Origin of the sequence: Pseudomonas sp. NFACC41-3, assembly GCF_900109505.1 — a bacterium.
In the GTDB taxonomy this organism is placed as follows: Bacteria; Pseudomonadota; Gammaproteobacteria; order Pseudomonadales; family Pseudomonadaceae; genus Aquipseudomonas; species Aquipseudomonas chlororaphis.
In genome coordinates this window covers 111,500-127,871 of the sequence record NZ_FOAE01000007.1, presented here as the reverse complement: position 1 = coordinate 127,871, position 16,372 = coordinate 111,500, and the positions used below count along the sequence as shown (strand labels likewise).

Sequence of the window (16,372 nt, the reverse complement as noted above, 5' to 3'; positions counted from 1 at the left end):
TCGTTAAAGGTGCGACCGCTTTTTCGCTCGGGTGGTTCAGTGCTTGCGCAAACGCTTGCACCGAGGCGGTGCAAAACCTAGGAAAAAACTCAAAAGGACGCTCTAGACCAACGTGGGGGGTGGCCTTTGGGGCCAGTAGCGCTAAACTCCGGATGGCTGTCTTTCTTGTCCACCCTGGCTGGAATAATAAAATGAAAAATAATAATAGCCCGCTACGCCACTTACCCTGGCTGGTGCTGGCAATCGTAGGAGCGTGCGCCCTCGGCGTAGTGGCATTGCGCCGCGGCGAGGCGATCAACGCCTTGTGGATCGTGGTCGCTGCCGTGGCCATCTATCTGGTCGCATACCGTTACTACAGCCTGTTCATCGCTAACAACGTGATGCAGCTCGATGCGCGCCGGGCCACCCCCGCCGTGCTCAACAACGACGGTCTGGACTACGTTCCGACCAACAAGCACATTCTTTTCGGTCACCACTTCGCGGCCATCGCCGGCGCGGGCCCACTGGTGGGTCCGGTGCTGGCGGCGCAGATGGGCTACCTGCCCGGCACGCTCTGGCTGATTGCCGGGGTGGTGCTGGCGGGGGCGGTGCAGGACTTCATGGTCCTGTTCATGTCCACCCGGCGCAACGGCCGTTCCCTGGGCGACATGGTCCGTGAGGAAATGGGCCGGATCCCCGGGACCATCGCGCTGTTCGGCTGCTTCCTGATCATGATCATCATCCTCGCGGTGCTGGCGCTGATCGTGGTCAAGGCCCTGGCCGAAAGCCCGTGGGGCATTTTCACGGTGATGGCGACCATCCCGATCGCGATGTTCATGGGCGTCTACATGCGCTACATCCGCCCGGGCCGCATCGGTGAAATCTCCGTCATCGGCGTGCTCCTGCTGCTGGGCTCGATCTGGCTGGGGGGCCAGATTGCCGCGGATCCAGTGTGGTCCAAGGCTTTCACCTTCACCGGCGTACAGATCACCTGGATGCTGATCGGCTACGGTTTCGTCGCCGCGGTGCTGCCGGTATGGCTGATCCTGGCACCTCGCGACTACCTGTCGACCTTCCTCAAGATCGGTACCATCATCGCCCTGGCGATCGGCATCCTGATCACCATGCCCGAGCTGAAAATGCCGGCGCTGACCCAGTTCACCGACGGCACCGGCCCGGTCTGGAAAGGCGGCCTGTTCCCGTTCCTGTTCATCACCATCGCCTGTGGCGCGGTGTCCGGCTTCCACGCGCTGATCTCTTCCGGGACCACGCCGAAGCTGCTGGATAACGAAACCAACGCCCGTTACATCGGTTACGGCGGCATGCTGATGGAATCCTTCGTGGCCATCATGGCGATGGTTGCCGCTTCGGTGATCGAGCCTGGCGTGTACTTCGCCATGAACAGCCCGGCGGCCATCGTTGGCGGTGACGTGGTCACTGTGGCGCAGACGGTTAGCAGCTGGGGCTTCGCCATCACTCCGGACGCCCTGCAAGCGGTGGCCAAGGACATCGGTGAAACCACCATCCTGGCCCGTGCTGGCGGTGCGCCGACCCTGGCGGTCGGTATCGCGCAGATCCTGCACACGGTGCTGCCGGGCGAGAACACCATGGCGTTCTGGTACCACTTCGCGATCCTGTTCGAAGCGCTGTTTATCCTGACCGCGGTGGACGCCGGTACCCGTGCCGGTCGTTTCATGCTGCAGGACCTGCTGGGTTCCTTCGTGCCGGCACTGAAACGCACCGAGTCCTGGACCGCCAACCTGATCGCCACCGCGGGCTGCGTGGCCCTCTGGGGTTACCTGCTGTACCAGGGCGTGATCGATCCGCTGGGTGGCATCAACACCCTGTGGCCGCTGTTCGGCATCTCCAACCAGATGCTGGCGGGTATCGCGCTGATGCTCGGCACCGTGGTGCTGATCAAGATGAAGCGTCAACGCTACATCTGGGTGACCTTGCTGCCAGCCGCCTGGCTGCTGATCTGCACCACCACCGCGGGCCTCATCAAGCTGTTCGACGCCAACCCGGCAGTCGGTTTCCTGGCCCTGGCCAAGAAGTACAGCGATGCCCTGGCCAATGGTCAGATCCTCGCGCCGGCCAAGGACATCACGCAGATGCAGCACGTGATCTTCAACGCCTACACCAACGCCACGCTGACGGTGCTGTTCCTGCTGGTGGTATTCAGCATCCTGTTCTACGCCCTCAAGGTGGGTATTTCCGCCTGGGGTAAAAAAGAGCGCACGGATAAAGAATCGCCATTCCATGCACTGCCAGATGCTTGATCGAGGATTGCAATCGTGTTCAATGACCTGAGTCGCCTCGGTAAATACCTCGGTCAGGCCGCGCGCCTGATGGTCGGCATGCCCGACTACGACAACTACGTCGAGCATATGCAGACCAAGCACCCGGACAAGCCGGTGATGTCGTACGAGGCGTTCTTCCGGGAACGCCAGGAAGCACGGTACGGCGGCAAAGCCGGGCCAAAATGCTGTTGATTCGTTAGTCCCTCTGTAGGAGCGAGCGTGCTCGCGAAAAACGTAAAGACGCCGAGTTCATTCTGAACGCACGCGGTGTCCTTGAGTTCTTCGCGAGCAAGCTCGCTCCTACAGTTGTTTTTGCGTTCCCATTTTTTCAGGAGAACCGCTTTTGTCCTCTCCAATCCCCGTCACCGTTCTCAGCGGCTTCCTCGGCGCCGGCAAAACCACCTTGCTGCGTCACCTGCTCAAGGCCGAGCACGGCCTGAAAATCGCCGTGATCGAAAACGAATTCAGCGATGCCGGCATCGACACCCAGTTGCTGGGCGACGAGCCGGTACAAGTGATGACGCTGTCCAATGGCTGCGTCTGCTGCACCATCCACACCGATCTGACCAAGGCGCTGTACCTGTTGCTGGAACGGCTGGACAGCGGCGAGATCGCCTTCGACCGGCTGGTGATCGAATGCACCGGGCTGGCCGACCCCGCGCCCGTGGCCCAGACCTTCTTCATCGACGAAGAGCTGCGCGAGCGCTATATCCTCGACGGCATCATCACCCTGGTGGACGCCAGGCACGCCGAGCACCACCTGACCCAGACCATCGCCCAGGCCCAGATCGGCTTTGCCGACCGCTTGCTGGTGAGCAAGCGCGACTTGGTGGACGAGCAGACCTTCAATGCGCTGAGCGAGCGCCTGACCCGGATCAACCGCCGTGCGCCGATCCGTGTGGTCGAGCATGGGCGCATCGATTTGGCCGAACTGCTGGATGTGCGAGGCTTCAACCTGAATGCCGACCTGGGCGGCGGTGTCAGCCTGCGTCCGGTGAGCAAGGCGCCCTCTATCGATCGTATTTCCAGCCTGGTGCTGCGCACCGACGCGCCGCTGGATATCGACCGACTCAGCGAGTTCATGAACGAGCTGCTGGAAGAACATGGCAAGCAGCTGCTGCGCTACAAGGGCGTGCTGAACATTGCCGGCGAGCCACGGCGCCTGGTGTTCCAGGGTGTGCTCAAGCTGTACGGTTTCGACTGGGATACCGAATGGGCCGAAGGCGAGACACGGGAGAGCGTGATTGTGTTTATTGCCGACGATCTGCCGGAAGAGAAGATCCGTGCCGGGTTCGCCCGGATGGCGGCGCAGTAGTTTCGTTACACATTTGCCACGAGGTCATCGCGAACAAGCCCGCTCCGGTCTGCAGGAGCGAGCGTGCTCGCGAAACGCCGGTTACTGCGAACCCGCGCTGGCCTTGAGCAGCCTTTCCTCCAGGTGATCCAGGTGCCCGGTCATCAAGGCGACCGCGGCCTTTACGTCACCGTCTTCGATGGCATCGACAATCGCCGCGTGCTCCTGCCAGGCGCAATGGCTGCAGGCGCGGGTTTCATGGTGGGCAATCGCCAATGACGTCAGCGGCACCAGGCTGCCGAGGAAGTGCGCCAGCGGCGCGTTGCCGGCCACCTCGGCCAATTGCAGGTGGAATTCGCCGGACAGGCGGATCGCCGGGCCACGCAAGCCGCGGTCGATGCAGTCGCGCTCAGCGGCGATCAGCTCCCGCAGACGCTTGAGGTTGCGCGGTGCCGATTGCTGGCAGGCAAGCCTGACCAGGGTGATTTCCGTCAGGCGTCGGGCATGCAGGATCTGCCGCGTTTGCTCGTGGTCCGGAGCCGCCACCTGAGGCCGGTGGTTGGGCCGCAGGATGATCACCTGCTGGTGGGACAAACGCGCCAGGACCTGGCGAATGATGCTGCGACTGACCCCGAACACTTCGCCGAGGCTGTCCTCGGTGAACCGGCTGGCGGGGGCGATGCGTTGTTCGAGAATGGCATCGAAAATCTGCGGGTAGACATCGTCGACCAGCAGTTTTTTCTCGCCGCTGCGGCGCCGTGGCAGGGCAGTGGGGAGGGGAAATGCAAGTTTGTTCAAGGCGTAGCTGGCCATGGCCTGTCTCCAGTCCGGTTACCGATACGAAGGTGTTGGTGCGGCTTAGTTGCCCAGATGGTCGTCCGGGATGTTCAGCTCGATGCCCATGCGCTGGCCTTCCTTGAGGATGTGCCGGCGCATTTCGGCACTGGCCAGCGCGCTGTTCTTGTTGCGGATCGCCCGGACCACCGCTTCGTTTTCTTCCAGGCGTTCGGCCAGGTGCTCCGGCGAGTTGCGCAGGATCTCAGCGCTCTGCTTGAGGGCGTTGCTGGTCTGCTGCACCACGTTCTGGAAGATCGGGTTGGAGGTCAGGGTGAACAGCTCTTCATGGAAGGCGATGTAGGCGTTCATCCCGGCTTCGCTGTCGTTGGCGTCCAGGGCTTCGCGCATGTCCATCAGGGTCAGGCGCAGTTGGCCCACTTCCTTGCTGCTGATGGACTGCGCCACCAGGCCGACGATGAACGGCTCGAGGGTGTAGCGCAGTTGCAGCACATCCTCGAGGCTGGCGCCCGCCACGCCGCTGTCGCTGGCCGGTTGTTCATTGAGGCTGGCCTCCAGCACCACCACGCCTTTGCCGGGCATGGAGCGCACCAGGCCCAGGGTTTCCAGAACAGTCACCGCCTCACGCAGGCTCGGGCGGCTGATGCCCAGTTGCTCGGCCAATTCACGTTGCCCCGGCAGCATGTCGCCGGAGCGCCATTGGCCACGGGCCAAGGCCGCCCGCAGCTTTTCTACCACTGAATTTACAACCGTTGACGAGGTGATCACTGTTCACTCCCTGGAATATGGCGGATGAGGCCCATGGCAGGCGCTGATTGTTGTGCCTGCCGGCGAGAGGCACAAGGCATGCCTCAGAACTCCTGCTGCTGCGCGCCGGGCAGCGGTTTGCGCGGTTGGAAACCATAGCCCTGCTGGCCGCTCAGGACTTTGTTGGCCCGTTGAATATCGATGTCTTTTTCCCAGCGGGCGATCGCCACGGTGGCGACGCAGTTACCGATCAGATTGGTCAGCGCCCGGCCGATGCCCATGAACCAGTCCACCGCCAGCACCAGCACCAGGCCCACCACCGGGATGGCCGGGATCGCCGTCAGGGTGGCGGCCAGGATCACCAGCGCCGAACCGGGAATCCCGTGGGCGCCTTTGGAGGTGATCAGCGACACCAGCAGGATGGTCAGCAGGTCGGACATCGACAGCGGCGTACCGGTGGCATTGGCGATGAAGACGATGGCGAGGGTCAGGTAGATCGAGAACCCGTCGAGGTTGAACGAGTAGCCCGTCGGGATGACCAGGCCGACTGTGGAGCTGCCGATGCCCAGGTGCTCCAGTTTGCGCATGATCTGTGGCAGTACGGCGTCGGAGGAGGCGGTGCCGAGGACGATCAGCAGCTCTTCGCGCAGGTATTTGAGGAACGGCAGCATGCGCAGGCCGGAACAGCGCATGACCAGCCCGAGAATCACCGCCACGAAGGCGAAGCAGGTCAGGTAGAACAGGCCCACCAGGCTGCCCAGGTGCTGCAGCGAGTCCAGGCCGTATTTGCTGGTGGTGAAGGCGATGGCGCCGAACACGCCGATCGGCGCCAGGCGCACGATCATGCCCATGATGCGGAAGATGATGTGGCTGAGTTCGTTGATCAGCCGCGAGATGCCGGAAGCGGCTTCGCCCACCAGGTTCAACGCGCTGCCGAACAGCACGGAGAACAGCAGTACCTGCAGGATGTTGTTTTCGGCGAAGGCGCCCAGTACCGAGTTGGGGATCAGCCCCATCAGGAACTCGGAGGTGCCGTGCATGTGCTGGCTGCGTTGGGCGATGTCGCCCATGTCGGCGGCGGACAGCTGTTCCAGATGGATATTGGCGCCGCTGCCGATGCCAGTGGTGAAGGCGAAGACCAGGCCGATCACCAGGGCGATGGTGGTCAGGACTTCGAAGTAGATGACCGATTTGAGCCCGATGCGTCCGACCTTTTTCAGGTCGCCGGCGCCGGAGATGCCGCTGACCACCACGCAGAAGACGATCAGGCCGATCAGCATCTTGATCAGCTTGATAAAGGCGTCGCCCAGTGGCTTGAGTTGCGAGGAGTATTCGGGGAGTGTCAGTCCGCACACGATGCCGAGCATCAGTCCGAGGACTACCTGGAGGAAAATCGAACGCGAGCACCATCTGAGCATGAGGGGAATCCTGGTCGGTGTCCCGGCTGCCGTGCGCGGAGCGCATCAGATTCGGGACTTAATTATTGTGGTCTTACCGGTATGTCCAGTGCAGGCGCAGTCTATGCCCGAGTTTCCCGCGAATACAAGGGTAAATCCGAAAATTGGCATGACCGGTCTGACCAGTGGTGCTGGTCCTGTAGCCGCTGCCGCAGGCTGTGATAAGGCCGAAGGCCTTCCTGCGATCTTCAGAGTGTCACAGCCGTGCCGGCCGATCGCAGCCTGCGGCAGCGGCTACAGGTCCCGGGCCAGGCAATTTGCGGACGAAAAAAAGCCCGGCGCGAAGGCCGGGCTTTTCAGGTAACGCTCTGCTAATTAAGCGCCGTATACCGGCAGCTTCTTGCAGATGGCTTTGACTTTCTCACGAACGGCGTCGATCACCGCTTCGTTGTTCAGGTCGGCCAGGATGTCGCAGATCCAGCCCGCCAGTTCCTTGCACTCGGCTTCCTTGAAGCCGCGAGTGGTCACTGCCGGAGTACCGAAGCGCAGGCCGGAGGTGACGAATGGGGAGCGTGGGTCGTTTGGCACGGAGTTCTTGTTCACGGTGATGAAAGCCTTGCCCAGGGCGGCGTCGGCGTCTTTACCGGAGATTTCCTGCTTGATCAGCGACAGCAGGAACAGGTGGTTCTGCGTACCGCCGGAAACCACGTCGAAACCGCGCTCGATGAACACGCCGGCCATGGCCTGGGCGTTCTTCACCACTTGTTGCTGGTAGGCCTTGAATTCAGGCTGCAGCGCTTCCTTGAAGCAGATCGCCTTGGCCGCGATCACGTGCTCCAGCGGGCCGCCCTGGGCGCCCGGGAATACCGCGGAGTTCAGCTTCTTCTCGATGTCGGCGTTGGCGCGCGCCAGGATCAGGCCGCCACGTGGACCGCGCAGGGTCTTGTGGGTGGTGGTGGTTACCACGTCGGCGAAAGGCACCGGGTTCGGGTAGACGCCAGCGGCGACCAGTCCCGCAACGTGAGCCATATCAACAAAGAGGTAGGCACCGACCTTGTCGGCGATTGCGCGGAAACGTGGGAAGTCCAGGATCTGCGAGTAGGCAGAGAAACCGGCCACGATCATTTTCGGCTTGTGCTCGACCGCCAGGCGTTCGACTTCGTCGTAGTCGATCAGGCCGTTGGCATCGATGCCGTACTGGATGGCGTTGTACAGCTTGCCGGAGGAGGAAACGCTGGCGCCGTGGGTCAGGTGACCGCCGTGGGCCAGGCTCATGCCCAGGATGGTGTCGCCAGCCGACAGCAGCGCCAGGTAAACGGCGGCGTTGGCTTGCGAGCCGGCGTGCGGCTGAACGTTGGCGTAGTCGGCGCCGAACAGCTCCTTGGCACGGTCGATGGCCAGCTGCTCAACCACATCGACGTATTCGCAGCCACCGTAGTAACGCTTGCCTGGGTAACCTTCGGCGTATTTGTTGGTCAGCACCGAGCCTTGAGCTTCCATCACCGCAGGGCTGGTGTAGTTTTCCGAAGCGATCAGCTCAATGTGCTCTTCCTGGCGCTGAGCTTCTTGCTCCATGGCGGCAAAGAGATCGGCGTCGTACTTGGCAATAGTCAAATCACGGCTGAACATGGCGGTCCTCAAGGATCGGGGCAGAAAAGGGGGGCATTCTAACCCAACGGGTTTTAGATGGCATATGAAAGGACATCATGTCGCAGACAAGTGGTGTTCATGAGCTGCCCAGGCTGAGTCCTGTAGCCGCTGCCGCAGGCTGCGATCGACCACGCAGTGGTCGTGCTCTTGAGGCCACTGAAGGCCTTCGGCCTTATCGCAGCCTGCGGCAGCGGCTACAGGGAAGGCGAGGTTGATCAATCGAACATGAACAGCGCGTCGTTGCTGAACTGCCCTTCGAAGCTGTTGGCCGGCATCGGCCGGCCGAACAGGTAGCCCTGGACCTCGTCACAGCCGTGTTCGCGCAGGAAGTCCAGTTGCTCATGGGTTTCCACGCCCTCGGCGATCACCGCCAGATTCAGGCTGTGGGCCATGGCGATGATGGCGCGGGCGATCTGCGCGTCCTGCTCGCCGGACGGCAGGCCGTCGACGAAGGTGCGGTCGATCTTCAAGACATCGATGGGGAACTGCTTGAGGTAGTTCAGCGATGAATAACCGGTGCCGAAGTCGTCGACTGCGATGCTCAGGCCGAGGTTCTTCAGGCCGTCGAGGATCTGCATCGCCTCGCTGACTTCACGCATCAGGATACTTTCGGTCAGTTCCAGCTCCAGGCAGGCCGGCGGCAGGCCGGTGTCCTTGAGGATGGTGGCGATCCGCATGCCCAGCTGGCCATCGGAGAATTGCCGGGCCGAGATGTTCACCGAGACCTTCGGCACCCGGACCTTGGCCTGGTGCCAGGCCTTGAGCTGGCGGCAGGCTTCGCTGATAACCCAGTCGCCGACATCCACCACCAGTCCCAGTTCTTCGAGCACCGGGATGAAGTCCCCCGGCGGTACCAGCCCGCGTCGCGGATGGCGCCAGCGCAGCAGGGCCTCGGCGCCGGTCAGGCGCTTGCCGTCGCCGCTGAACTGCGGCTGGTAGTAGAGGATGAATTCCTGCTGTTCCAGGGCGTGGCGCAGGTCGCTTTCCAGCTCCAGGCGTTCCAGGGCGCTGGCGTTCATGTCGGCCTGGTAGAACTGGAAGTTGTTCTTGCCGCGCTCCTTGGCGTGGTACATCGCGGTGTCCGCGTTTTTCATCAGCTGGCTCAGTTCGTTGCCGTCCTGCGGGCTCAGGGCGATGCCGATACTGGCGGTGACGAAGAACTCACGGCCTTCGAGCACGAACGGCTTCACCAGGCTGGCGAGAATCTGTTCGGCGACGTGGATCGCCCGGTTCAGGGCGATCTCGCGGCTGGTCCGCGGTTGCAGGAGCAGGGTGAACTCATCGCCGCCCATGCGCGCCACGGTGTCGTCATCGTCGACGCAATCGAGCAGGCGGGTGGCCATTTCCTTGAGCATGCGGTCGCCCGCGGCGTGGCCCAGGGAGTCGTTGATCGGCTTGAAGCGGTCCAGGTCGAGGAACATCAGCACCACCCAGGACTTCTGCCGCTCCGCCGATTGCAGGGCGGTGTGCAGGCGGTCCTGGAACAGGGTGCGGTTGGGCAGGTGAGTCAGGGCGTCGTAGTAGGCCAGGCGGTGAATGCGCTGTTCGCTGGCCTTGCGTTCGCTGATGTCGGTGAAGAAACACACGTAGCTGGCCAGGTCGCCTTCGTCATCGAGCACCGCGGTGATGCCGACCCAGGCCGGATAGTGCTCGCCGTTGCGCCGCTTGAGCCAGACCTCGCCTTCCCAGGTGCTGTGCTGGTGCAACTGCTTGAGCACATAACGCAGATGGGCTTCCTGTTGCTCGTCGACGGTGAGCATGTTCGGCAACTGGTCGAGCACCTGGGACACCGCGTAGCCACTGACCCGGCTGAACGCCTCGTTGGCCTGGACGATGTAGCCCGCCGGGTCGGTGATCAGGATCGCCGAGGTCGAGTGCTCGAATACCGTGGCCGCCATGCGCAGGTCTTTTTCCGCGCGACGCTGCTGGCTGATATCGCGGCCGACCCCGAGCACGCCTTCGAAAGCGCCGTGTTCGTCCCATACCAGCACCAGGCGCAACTCGATCGGAATCTTGCGCCCGTCGGCCCGCAGGCAGTCGAACAGGAACAACTGGGTCTGCACCTGGTTGCGCAATCGCGCCAGTTGCTCGGGTTTGTCCAGGGCCTTGCTGACCCGCTCCATCAGGGCATAGATGCCGGTCAGCTGTTGCGGGTTGGCGATGGTCGATTGCCAGCCGTTCTGGAAGATCCACTCCGCGTCATAACCCAGTACCGACTGCACCGAGGGGCTGACATAGTTGAGGGCCATCTTACTGTCGGTGGAGAAAATCACGTCGCTGATGCTTTCGGCGAGCATGCGATAGCGTCGTTCGCTGTCGCGCAGGGATTCGCTGGCCTCGATCTGGTCGGTGATGTCCTTGGCCACGCCGATGATGCGCGTGACCTGGTCGTACTTGTCCCGCGCCAGGGCCTGTTCGCGGATGTCGAAACAGCGCCATTGGCCGCTGCGGTGGCGAAAGCGCAAATGGCACTGCAGCAACTGCAGGTAGCCGGCATGCCGCTGTTCCTGGCGCAGGCGGTGATAGAGGTCAGCGTCTTCCGGGTGCAGGAGGATTTCCCAGAAATACTCGCCCATCTGGTGCAGTTCGGTCTTGTTGTAGCCCAGGGTCTGGCCCAGGTGATGGTTGCTGAAGATCATCCGCTGGCTGATGACGTCCTGCACATACAGGTGGTCCGGCACGGTGCGCACCACATCCGACCAGAAACCCTCGCGCTCCAGCAGCGACAGCTCGATAAGCTTGCGGCTGGTGATGTCGCTGATGCTGAGGATCACCGCGCGATAGTCGCAGGGGTCTTCCGGCAGGCGCAGGACCAGCCACAGATGCTGGTCGTGGCCCTGGGCGTCGCTGAGGCGGATTTCCAGCTCCAGCTGTTTGTGCTGGTTGATCACGGTCTCCAGCAGTTGGTTGCCGATGGCGCTGCTGTGGAGCGGGCTGCCTTCGATCAGCAGTTTCCAGGCCTGCTCGCAGGAGTCGACGTTGAGCAGCCGCAGGGCTACCTGATTGACCTCGGTGACGCGCAGTTCTTCAAGCAGCAGCTGGCGCTGCTGTGGGTTGTGCTCCAGCCAGGCCTTGAGCTGTTCGCTGTCGTGCAGTTGCGCCTTGTCGAGAAATGCCGGCAGCCCGGAGATATCCAGGACACAGAGAGCGACCCCGGTGCCTTCGAAAATATCCTGATAGCGCCGACGCCCTTCGTGCAACTGACGCTGGCGGCGGCGCATGTTCAGCAACGCGATCACCGGCAGCAGGGAAAACGCCAGCCCCAGCAGGCATTTGGCGATAAACGCCGGCAACAGTTGCTCGATCACCGCGCGCTCGTCGAACAGGCCGCGCAGTTGCCAGTCGCTATTGCCCAGGGGGGCGACCAGCACGCTGTTGGCGATGTCGTCGGTGCTCACCGAGGTGCTGCTGCCGTCGTCGCGACTGAGGGTTTTCTGGTTCAGGCGGTTTTCAATGACCCAGGTCGGGTGAAAACCCTGGTCGGGACTGGGCTGCAGGGACTGGACGAAAGACGGTGCCAGGCGCAGCACCCAGTAACTCTTGAGGGCGCCGCTGGGCTGGTGCAACAGCAGCTGTACCAGCGCGCCGTTGGTGGCGTTGCTGTAGTAATAGCGCTGGCCTCGGCTGCGGCTGGTCAGCTCGGCGAGCCATGCGGCGTCCTGGCCGTCGGCGCCGCTGTCGCTGATGAGCTGGCCCTTGGCATCCAGCAACGCGATGCTTTGCAGGTCGGGCAGGGACAACTGCAGCTTTTTCAGCAGCAGTTGTTGCTGTTCGGCATTCTGGGGCGGCTCGACGATCGGCAGCAGGTTGAGGGCGATCTGCGCATTGAGTGCCAGGTTGAGGCTGATGTGCTCGGCCAGGTCGGCGTTGTAGTCGATCGCATGTTGACGCTGGTCTTTGCGGGTCTGTTGCAGTTGGTCGAGCAGTTGCCAGAACAGCAGGGCGAGCAGCAGCAGGACCAGGGTCGCCAGCACGCCTTTCACGGTGCCGCGCAGGGGCGAGCCGGACGCAGGTGCAGGTGCGCGCAGGGAAAAGGGCGGAGTGGCATTGGACAAACTGTGATCCTGCGGTTTGGCTGGACTGGCGCGACGTGCACTATAAGCCGGACGCCCGAAGGGCGGCTAGCATGCCTTGAGTTGTGGCAAAGTGCCAGTCCGGGCTGGCTGGACCTTGCCCGGCCATTGAGGTAGCTTTGCCGGTTACGCGGGAGCGCTCCAGCTCCAGACAATCAGGCTTTTTCCGTACGCAGGCATTGATCGCGATCAAATGCCGGCGCCGCGCATGGCCTGGCCCGGGCTTCGCCCGCTCTCCATTCATCAGTCACTGACGCTAGGTTCATCATGGCTCAATACGTCTTCACCATGCATCGGCTGGGAAAAGTTGTTCCGCCGAAGCGGGAAATCCTGAAAAACATCTCTCTGTCGTTCTTCCCGGGCGCCAAGATCGGCGTGCTGGGCCTCAACGGTTCGGGTAAGTCCACCCTGCTGAAAATCATGGCTGGCGTCGACACCGAGTTCGAGGGCGAAGCCCGTCCGATGCCCGAGCTGAACATCGGCTACCTGCCCCAGGAGCCTCAGCTGGATCCGACCAAGACCGTGCGTGAAGTGGTCGAGGAAGCGGTCAGCGTGATCAAGGACGCCCAGGCGCGCCTGGACGAGGTCTACGCGGCCTACGCCGATCCGGATGCCGACTTCGACAAGCTGGCCGCCGAACAGGCCAAGCTCGAAGCGATCCTGCAGGCCAGCGATGGCCACAACCTGGAGCGCCAGCTGGAAGTCGCCGCCGATGCGCTGCGCCTGCCGGCCTGGGACGCCAAGGTCGAACACCTGTCCGGTGGTGAAAAACGTCGCGTGGCCCTGTGCCGCCTGCTGCTGTCCGCCCCGGACATGCTGCTGCTCGACGAACCGACCAACCACCTGGACGCCGATTCCGTGGCCTGGCTGGAACACTTCCTCCATGATTTCCCGGGCACCGTGGTTGCGATCACGCACGACCGTTACTTCCTGGACAACGTCGCCGGCTGGATCCTCGAGCTCGACCGCGGCGCCGGCATTCCTTACGAGGGCAACTATTCGGGCTGGCTGGAAGCCAAGTCCGATCGTCTGGCCCAGGAGTCCAAACAGCAGTCGGCCCATGAAAAGGCCATGAAGGAAGAGCTGGAGTGGGTGCGCAAGGGCGCCAAGGCTCGCCAGTCGAAATCCAAGGCCCGTCTGGCCCGCTTCGAAGAAATGCAATCGCAGGAATTCCAGAAGCGCAGCGAGACCAACGAGATCTACATCCCGGCCGGTCCGCGCCTGGGCGACAAGGTCATCGAGTTCAAGAACGTCACCAAGGGCTACGGCGATCGCGTGCTGATCGACAACCTGTCGTTCTCCATGCCAAAAGGCGCCATCGTCGGCGTGATCGGCGGTAACGGTGCCGGTAAGTCCACCCTGTTCCGCATGCTGATGGGCAAGGAAACGCCGGACTCGGGCAGCATCGAAGTCGGCGAAACCGTGCAGCTGGCTTGCGTGGATCAAAGCCGCGAAGACCTGGACGGCAGCAAGACTGTGTTCCAGCAGATCTCCGACGGTTCCGACCAGATCCGCATCGGCAACTACGAGATCCCGTCGCGTACCTACGTCGGCCGTTTCAACTTCAAGGGCGGCGACCAGCAGAAGTTCGTCAAGGACCTGTCCGGTGGTGAGCGTGGCCGCCTGCACCTGGCCCTGACCCTGAAAGAGGGCGGCAACGTCCTGCTGCTCGACGAACCGTCCAACGACCTCGACGTCGAAACCCTGCGTTCCCTGGAAGAAGCCCTGCTGGACTTCCCGGGCGCCGCCATTGTGATCTCCCACGACCGGTGGTTCCTTGACCGTGTCGCGACCCACATCCTGGCGTACGAAGACGACTCGCAAGCGGTGTTCTTCGAAGGCAACTACACCGAGTACGAAGCCGATCGCAAGAAGCGCCTCGGCGACGCGGCAGCCCAACCGCACCGCGTGCGTTACAAGAAACTGGCCTGATCCGGGCCGGTTGCTTGAAAGAAACGGAGCCTTCGGGCTCCGTTTTTTTTGCGCGTGTTTCCAGGTGGAGCCTGTGGCTCTTATCTCGAGCAAGCTCGCTCCTACAGGGGCTGTGTCGTTCTTGTAGGAGCGAGCTTGCTCGCGATGCGCCCTGACTGGCATCGCCGATTTTTAGGTTGCCCAACATGGGGCGAGACCTGCGGTTTTAATCCCTTGAATGGTGCGTAAAAGGCCGAAAACAGCCGAATATTTATATCTATTGCACCATTTAAATTCATAACTGCGACATTTTGCGCTGTCATGGTGCTGTTCGAGTTGCTAAAGTCCCGGACAAATCTGCGTTAACGACAATAAATTTGCCGAGACTTTCCCATGATCGAATCCGTCGAAGACTTCCTCGCCCGCCTGAAAAAGCGCGACCCGGACCAGCCTGAATTCCACCAGGCGGTGGAAGAGGTGCTGCGCAGCCTGTGGCCGTTCCTGGAGGCTAACCCGCATTACCTGACCTCGGGCATTCTCGAGCGCATCTGTGAGCCGGAGCGGGCGGTGGTGTTTCGTGTGTCGTGGGTCGACGATCAGGGCAAGGTCCAGGTCAATCGCGGGTTCCGCATCCAGATGAACAGTGCTATCGGCCCGTACAAGGGCGGTTTGCGCTTCCACCCTTCGGTCAATCTGGGGGTGCTGAAATTCCTCGCCTTCGAGCAGACCTTCAAGAACTCCCTGACTTCGCTGCCCATGGGCGGCGGCAAAGGCGGCTCGGACTTCGATCCGAAGGGCAAGAGCGACGCCGAGGTGATGCGTTTCTGCCAGGCCTTCATGAGCGAGTTGTATCGCCATATCGGTTCGGACGTGGACGTGCCAGCGGGGGATATCGGCGTGGGTGCCCGGGAAATCGGCTTCCTGTTCGGCCAGTACAAGCGCCTGAGCAATCAGTTCACTTCGGTGCTGACCGGCAAGGGCATGAGTTACGGCGGCAGCCTGATCCGTCCGGAGGCTACCGGCTTTGGCTGCGTGTACTTCGCCGAAGAAATGCTCAAGCGCCGTGACGAGCGGGTGGAGGGCAAGCGCGTGGCGATTTCCGGCTCCGGCAACGTGGCGCAATACGCCGCGCGCAAGGTCATGGACCTGGGCGGCAAGGTGATCTCCCTGTCGGACTCCGAAGGCACGCTGTACTGCGAGGCCGGGCTGACCGAGGAGCAATGGCAGGCGGTGCTGGAACTGAAGAACGTCAAGCGTGGGCGCATCAGCGAGCTGGCGACCCGGTTCAACCTCGAGTTCCTTGCCGGACAGCACCCCTGGGCGCTGCCGTGCGACATCGCGCTGCCGTGCGCCACCCAGAACGAACTGGACGCCGAGTCGGCACGCGCGCTGCTGCGCAATGGCTGCATGTGCGTGGCTGAAGGGGCGAACATGCCGACCACCCTGGAGGCTGTGGATATCTTTATCGAGGCCGGCATTCTGTTCGCCCCGGGCAAGGCGTCCAACGCCGGGGGCGTGGCGGTCAGCGGGTTGGAGATGTCGCAGAACGCCATGCGCCTGCTGTGGAGCGCCGGCGAGGTGGACAGCAAGCTGCACGGCATCATGCAGTCGATCCACCACGCCTGCGTGCATTACGGCGAAGAAAACGGCCGGATCAACTACGTCAAAGGGGCCAACATCGCCGGCTTCGTCAAGGTCGCCGATGCCATGCTGGCCCAGGGCGTGGTTTAAGCCGGGTCGATGCGGATCACCTCGATCAGTTGATCGCCCGCCGGCCGCTGCCACAGCACTTCATCGCCAAGCTGGGTGCCCAGCAGCGCCCGGCCCAGCGGCGAGTCCCAATTGATCAGGCCCTTGGCGACATCGGCCTGATCCTCTCCCACCAGTTGCACACACTGCTCGGTGCCGTGCTCGTCGGCGAAGACGACCCGGCTGCCGATCTGCACTTTCGACCGCGATGTTGCCTGGGGAACCACCTGGGCGCTTTGCAGGCGCTGGTTGAAGTAGCGCAGATCGCGCTCGATATCGGCCAGCTGCTGTGGGTCCGCCTGGTCGCCCAGCGCCGATTGTTCGTTGTGCCGGGTTTGCAGGAACGCGACCTTGGCTTGCAGTTCGCTCAGGCCCTGCGGGGTGACGTAGTTGGGCTGCGCGCTGATCTGCCGTTCCACTGGTTGGTCGGCCTGGGCGGCAGTCAGTTCCTCATTGACGAAGGCTCGGCTCATGGGC

The 16,372-nt window shown here is 62.5% G+C and carries 11 protein-coding genes; 5 read left to right on the top strand and 6 right to left on the bottom strand.

Translation table 11 applies throughout. The features are described 5' to 3' along the window. Positions 1–191: 191 nt before the first annotated feature. From BMY68_RS28345 to yjiA, 3 genes are all read left to right on the top strand, one after another. Positions 192–2,258, top strand: a complete 2,067-nt coding sequence (locus BMY68_RS28345; protein ID WP_009045728.1) for a carbon starvation CstA family protein — start codon at positions 192–194, stop codon at positions 2,256–2,258. A gap of 15 nt (positions 2,259–2,273) precedes the next feature. Beyond that, on the top strand, positions 2,274–2,471 hold the full coding sequence (locus BMY68_RS28340; RefSeq protein WP_007930039.1) for a YbdD/YjiX family protein: 198 nt from the start codon (positions 2,274–2,276) through the stop codon (positions 2,469–2,471). A gap of 151 nt (positions 2,472–2,622) precedes the next feature. Continuing rightward, positions 2,623–3,594, top strand: coding sequence for a GTPase (gene yjiA, locus BMY68_RS28335; RefSeq protein ID WP_085534601.1), 972 nt, complete (start codon positions 2,623–2,625; stop codon positions 3,592–3,594). 81 nt (positions 3,595–3,675) lie between these two features. Here yjiA and BMY68_RS28330 read toward each other — a convergent pair whose 3' ends face one another. The 5 genes from BMY68_RS28330 to BMY68_RS28305 all read right to left on the bottom strand — a co-directional run bounded on the left by BMY68_RS28330 (position 3,676) and on the right by BMY68_RS28305 (position 12,217). Beyond that, entirely contained in the window at positions 3,676–4,386 is a 711-nt protein-coding gene (locus tag BMY68_RS28330; RefSeq protein ID WP_085534603.1) for a GntR family transcriptional regulator, read from the bottom strand. Positions 4,387–4,431: 45 nt separating this feature from the next. Further along, positions 4,432–5,136 carry a FadR/GntR family transcriptional regulator gene (locus BMY68_RS28325; RefSeq protein ID WP_053281003.1) on the bottom strand — a complete coding sequence of 235 codons (705 nt, stop codon included), beginning with the start codon at positions 5,134–5,136 and terminating at the stop codon, positions 4,432–4,434. Positions 5,137–5,219: 83 nt separating this feature from the next. Continuing rightward, positions 5,220–6,533 carry a C4-dicarboxylate transporter DctA gene (locus tag BMY68_RS28320; RefSeq protein ID WP_009045724.1) on the bottom strand — a complete coding sequence of 438 codons (1,314 nt, stop codon included), beginning with the start codon at positions 6,531–6,533 and terminating at the stop codon, positions 5,220–5,222. A gap of 354 nt (positions 6,534–6,887) precedes the next feature. Continuing rightward, positions 6,888–8,141 (bottom strand): serine hydroxymethyltransferase, encoded by a 1,254-nt coding sequence (gene glyA, locus BMY68_RS28310; RefSeq protein ID WP_009045723.1) that lies wholly within the window; start codon positions 8,139–8,141, stop codon positions 6,888–6,890. 236 nt (positions 8,142–8,377) lie between these two features. Beyond that, positions 8,378–12,217, bottom strand: a complete 3,840-nt coding sequence (locus tag BMY68_RS28305) for a sensor domain-containing protein (protein ID WP_085534605.1) — start codon at positions 12,215–12,217, stop codon at positions 8,378–8,380. A 285-nt stretch (positions 12,218–12,502) separates the two neighbouring features. On the opposite strand from BMY68_RS28305, the gene ettA reads away from it, so the two are divergent. Continuing rightward, on the top strand, positions 12,503–14,167 hold the full coding sequence (gene ettA / locus BMY68_RS28300) for an energy-dependent translational throttle protein EttA (RefSeq protein ID WP_009045721.1): 1,665 nt from the start codon (positions 12,503–12,505) through the stop codon (positions 14,165–14,167). Positions 14,168–14,539: 372 nt separating this feature from the next. Next, complete coding sequence (gene gdhA, locus BMY68_RS28295) at positions 14,540–15,877, top strand: NADP-specific glutamate dehydrogenase (RefSeq protein WP_085534607.1); 1,338 nt, start codon at positions 14,540–14,542, stop codon at positions 15,875–15,877. Here the strand turns inward: gdhA and BMY68_RS28290 are convergent. Continuing rightward, positions 15,874–16,368: a GreA/GreB family elongation factor gene (locus BMY68_RS28290; RefSeq protein WP_085534609.1), complete on the bottom strand. Its 495-nt coding sequence runs from the start codon at positions 16,366–16,368 to the stop codon at positions 15,874–15,876. The two genes, gdhA and BMY68_RS28290, sit on opposite strands and share 4 nt — an antisense overlap. Positions 16,369–16,372: the final 4 nt, after the last annotated feature.

Bases quoted from the DNA above. Each gene is read 5' to 3' on its own strand.
- BMY68_RS28345 (WP_009045728.1), top strand. From the start codon at position 192: ATGAAAAATAATAATAGCCCGCTACGCCACTTACCCTGGCTGGTGCTG.
- BMY68_RS28330 (WP_085534603.1), bottom strand. From the start codon at position 4,386: ATGGCCAGCTACGCCTTGAACAAACTTGCATTTCCCCTCCCCACTGCC.
- BMY68_RS28320 (WP_009045724.1), bottom strand. From the start codon at position 6,533: ATGCTCAGATGGTGCTCGCGTTCGATTTTCCTCCAGGTAGTCCTCGGA.
- glyA (WP_009045723.1), bottom strand. From the start codon at position 8,141: ATGTTCAGCCGTGATTTGACTATTGCCAAGTACGACGCCGATCTCTTT.
- ettA (WP_009045721.1), top strand. From the start codon at position 12,503: ATGGCTCAATACGTCTTCACCATGCATCGGCTGGGAAAAGTTGTTCCG.
- gdhA (WP_085534607.1), top strand. From the start codon at position 14,540: ATGATCGAATCCGTCGAAGACTTCCTCGCCCGCCTGAAAAAGCGCGAC.
- BMY68_RS28290 (WP_085534609.1), bottom strand. From the start codon at position 16,368: ATGAGCCGAGCCTTCGTCAATGAGGAACTGACTGCCGCCCAGGCCGAC.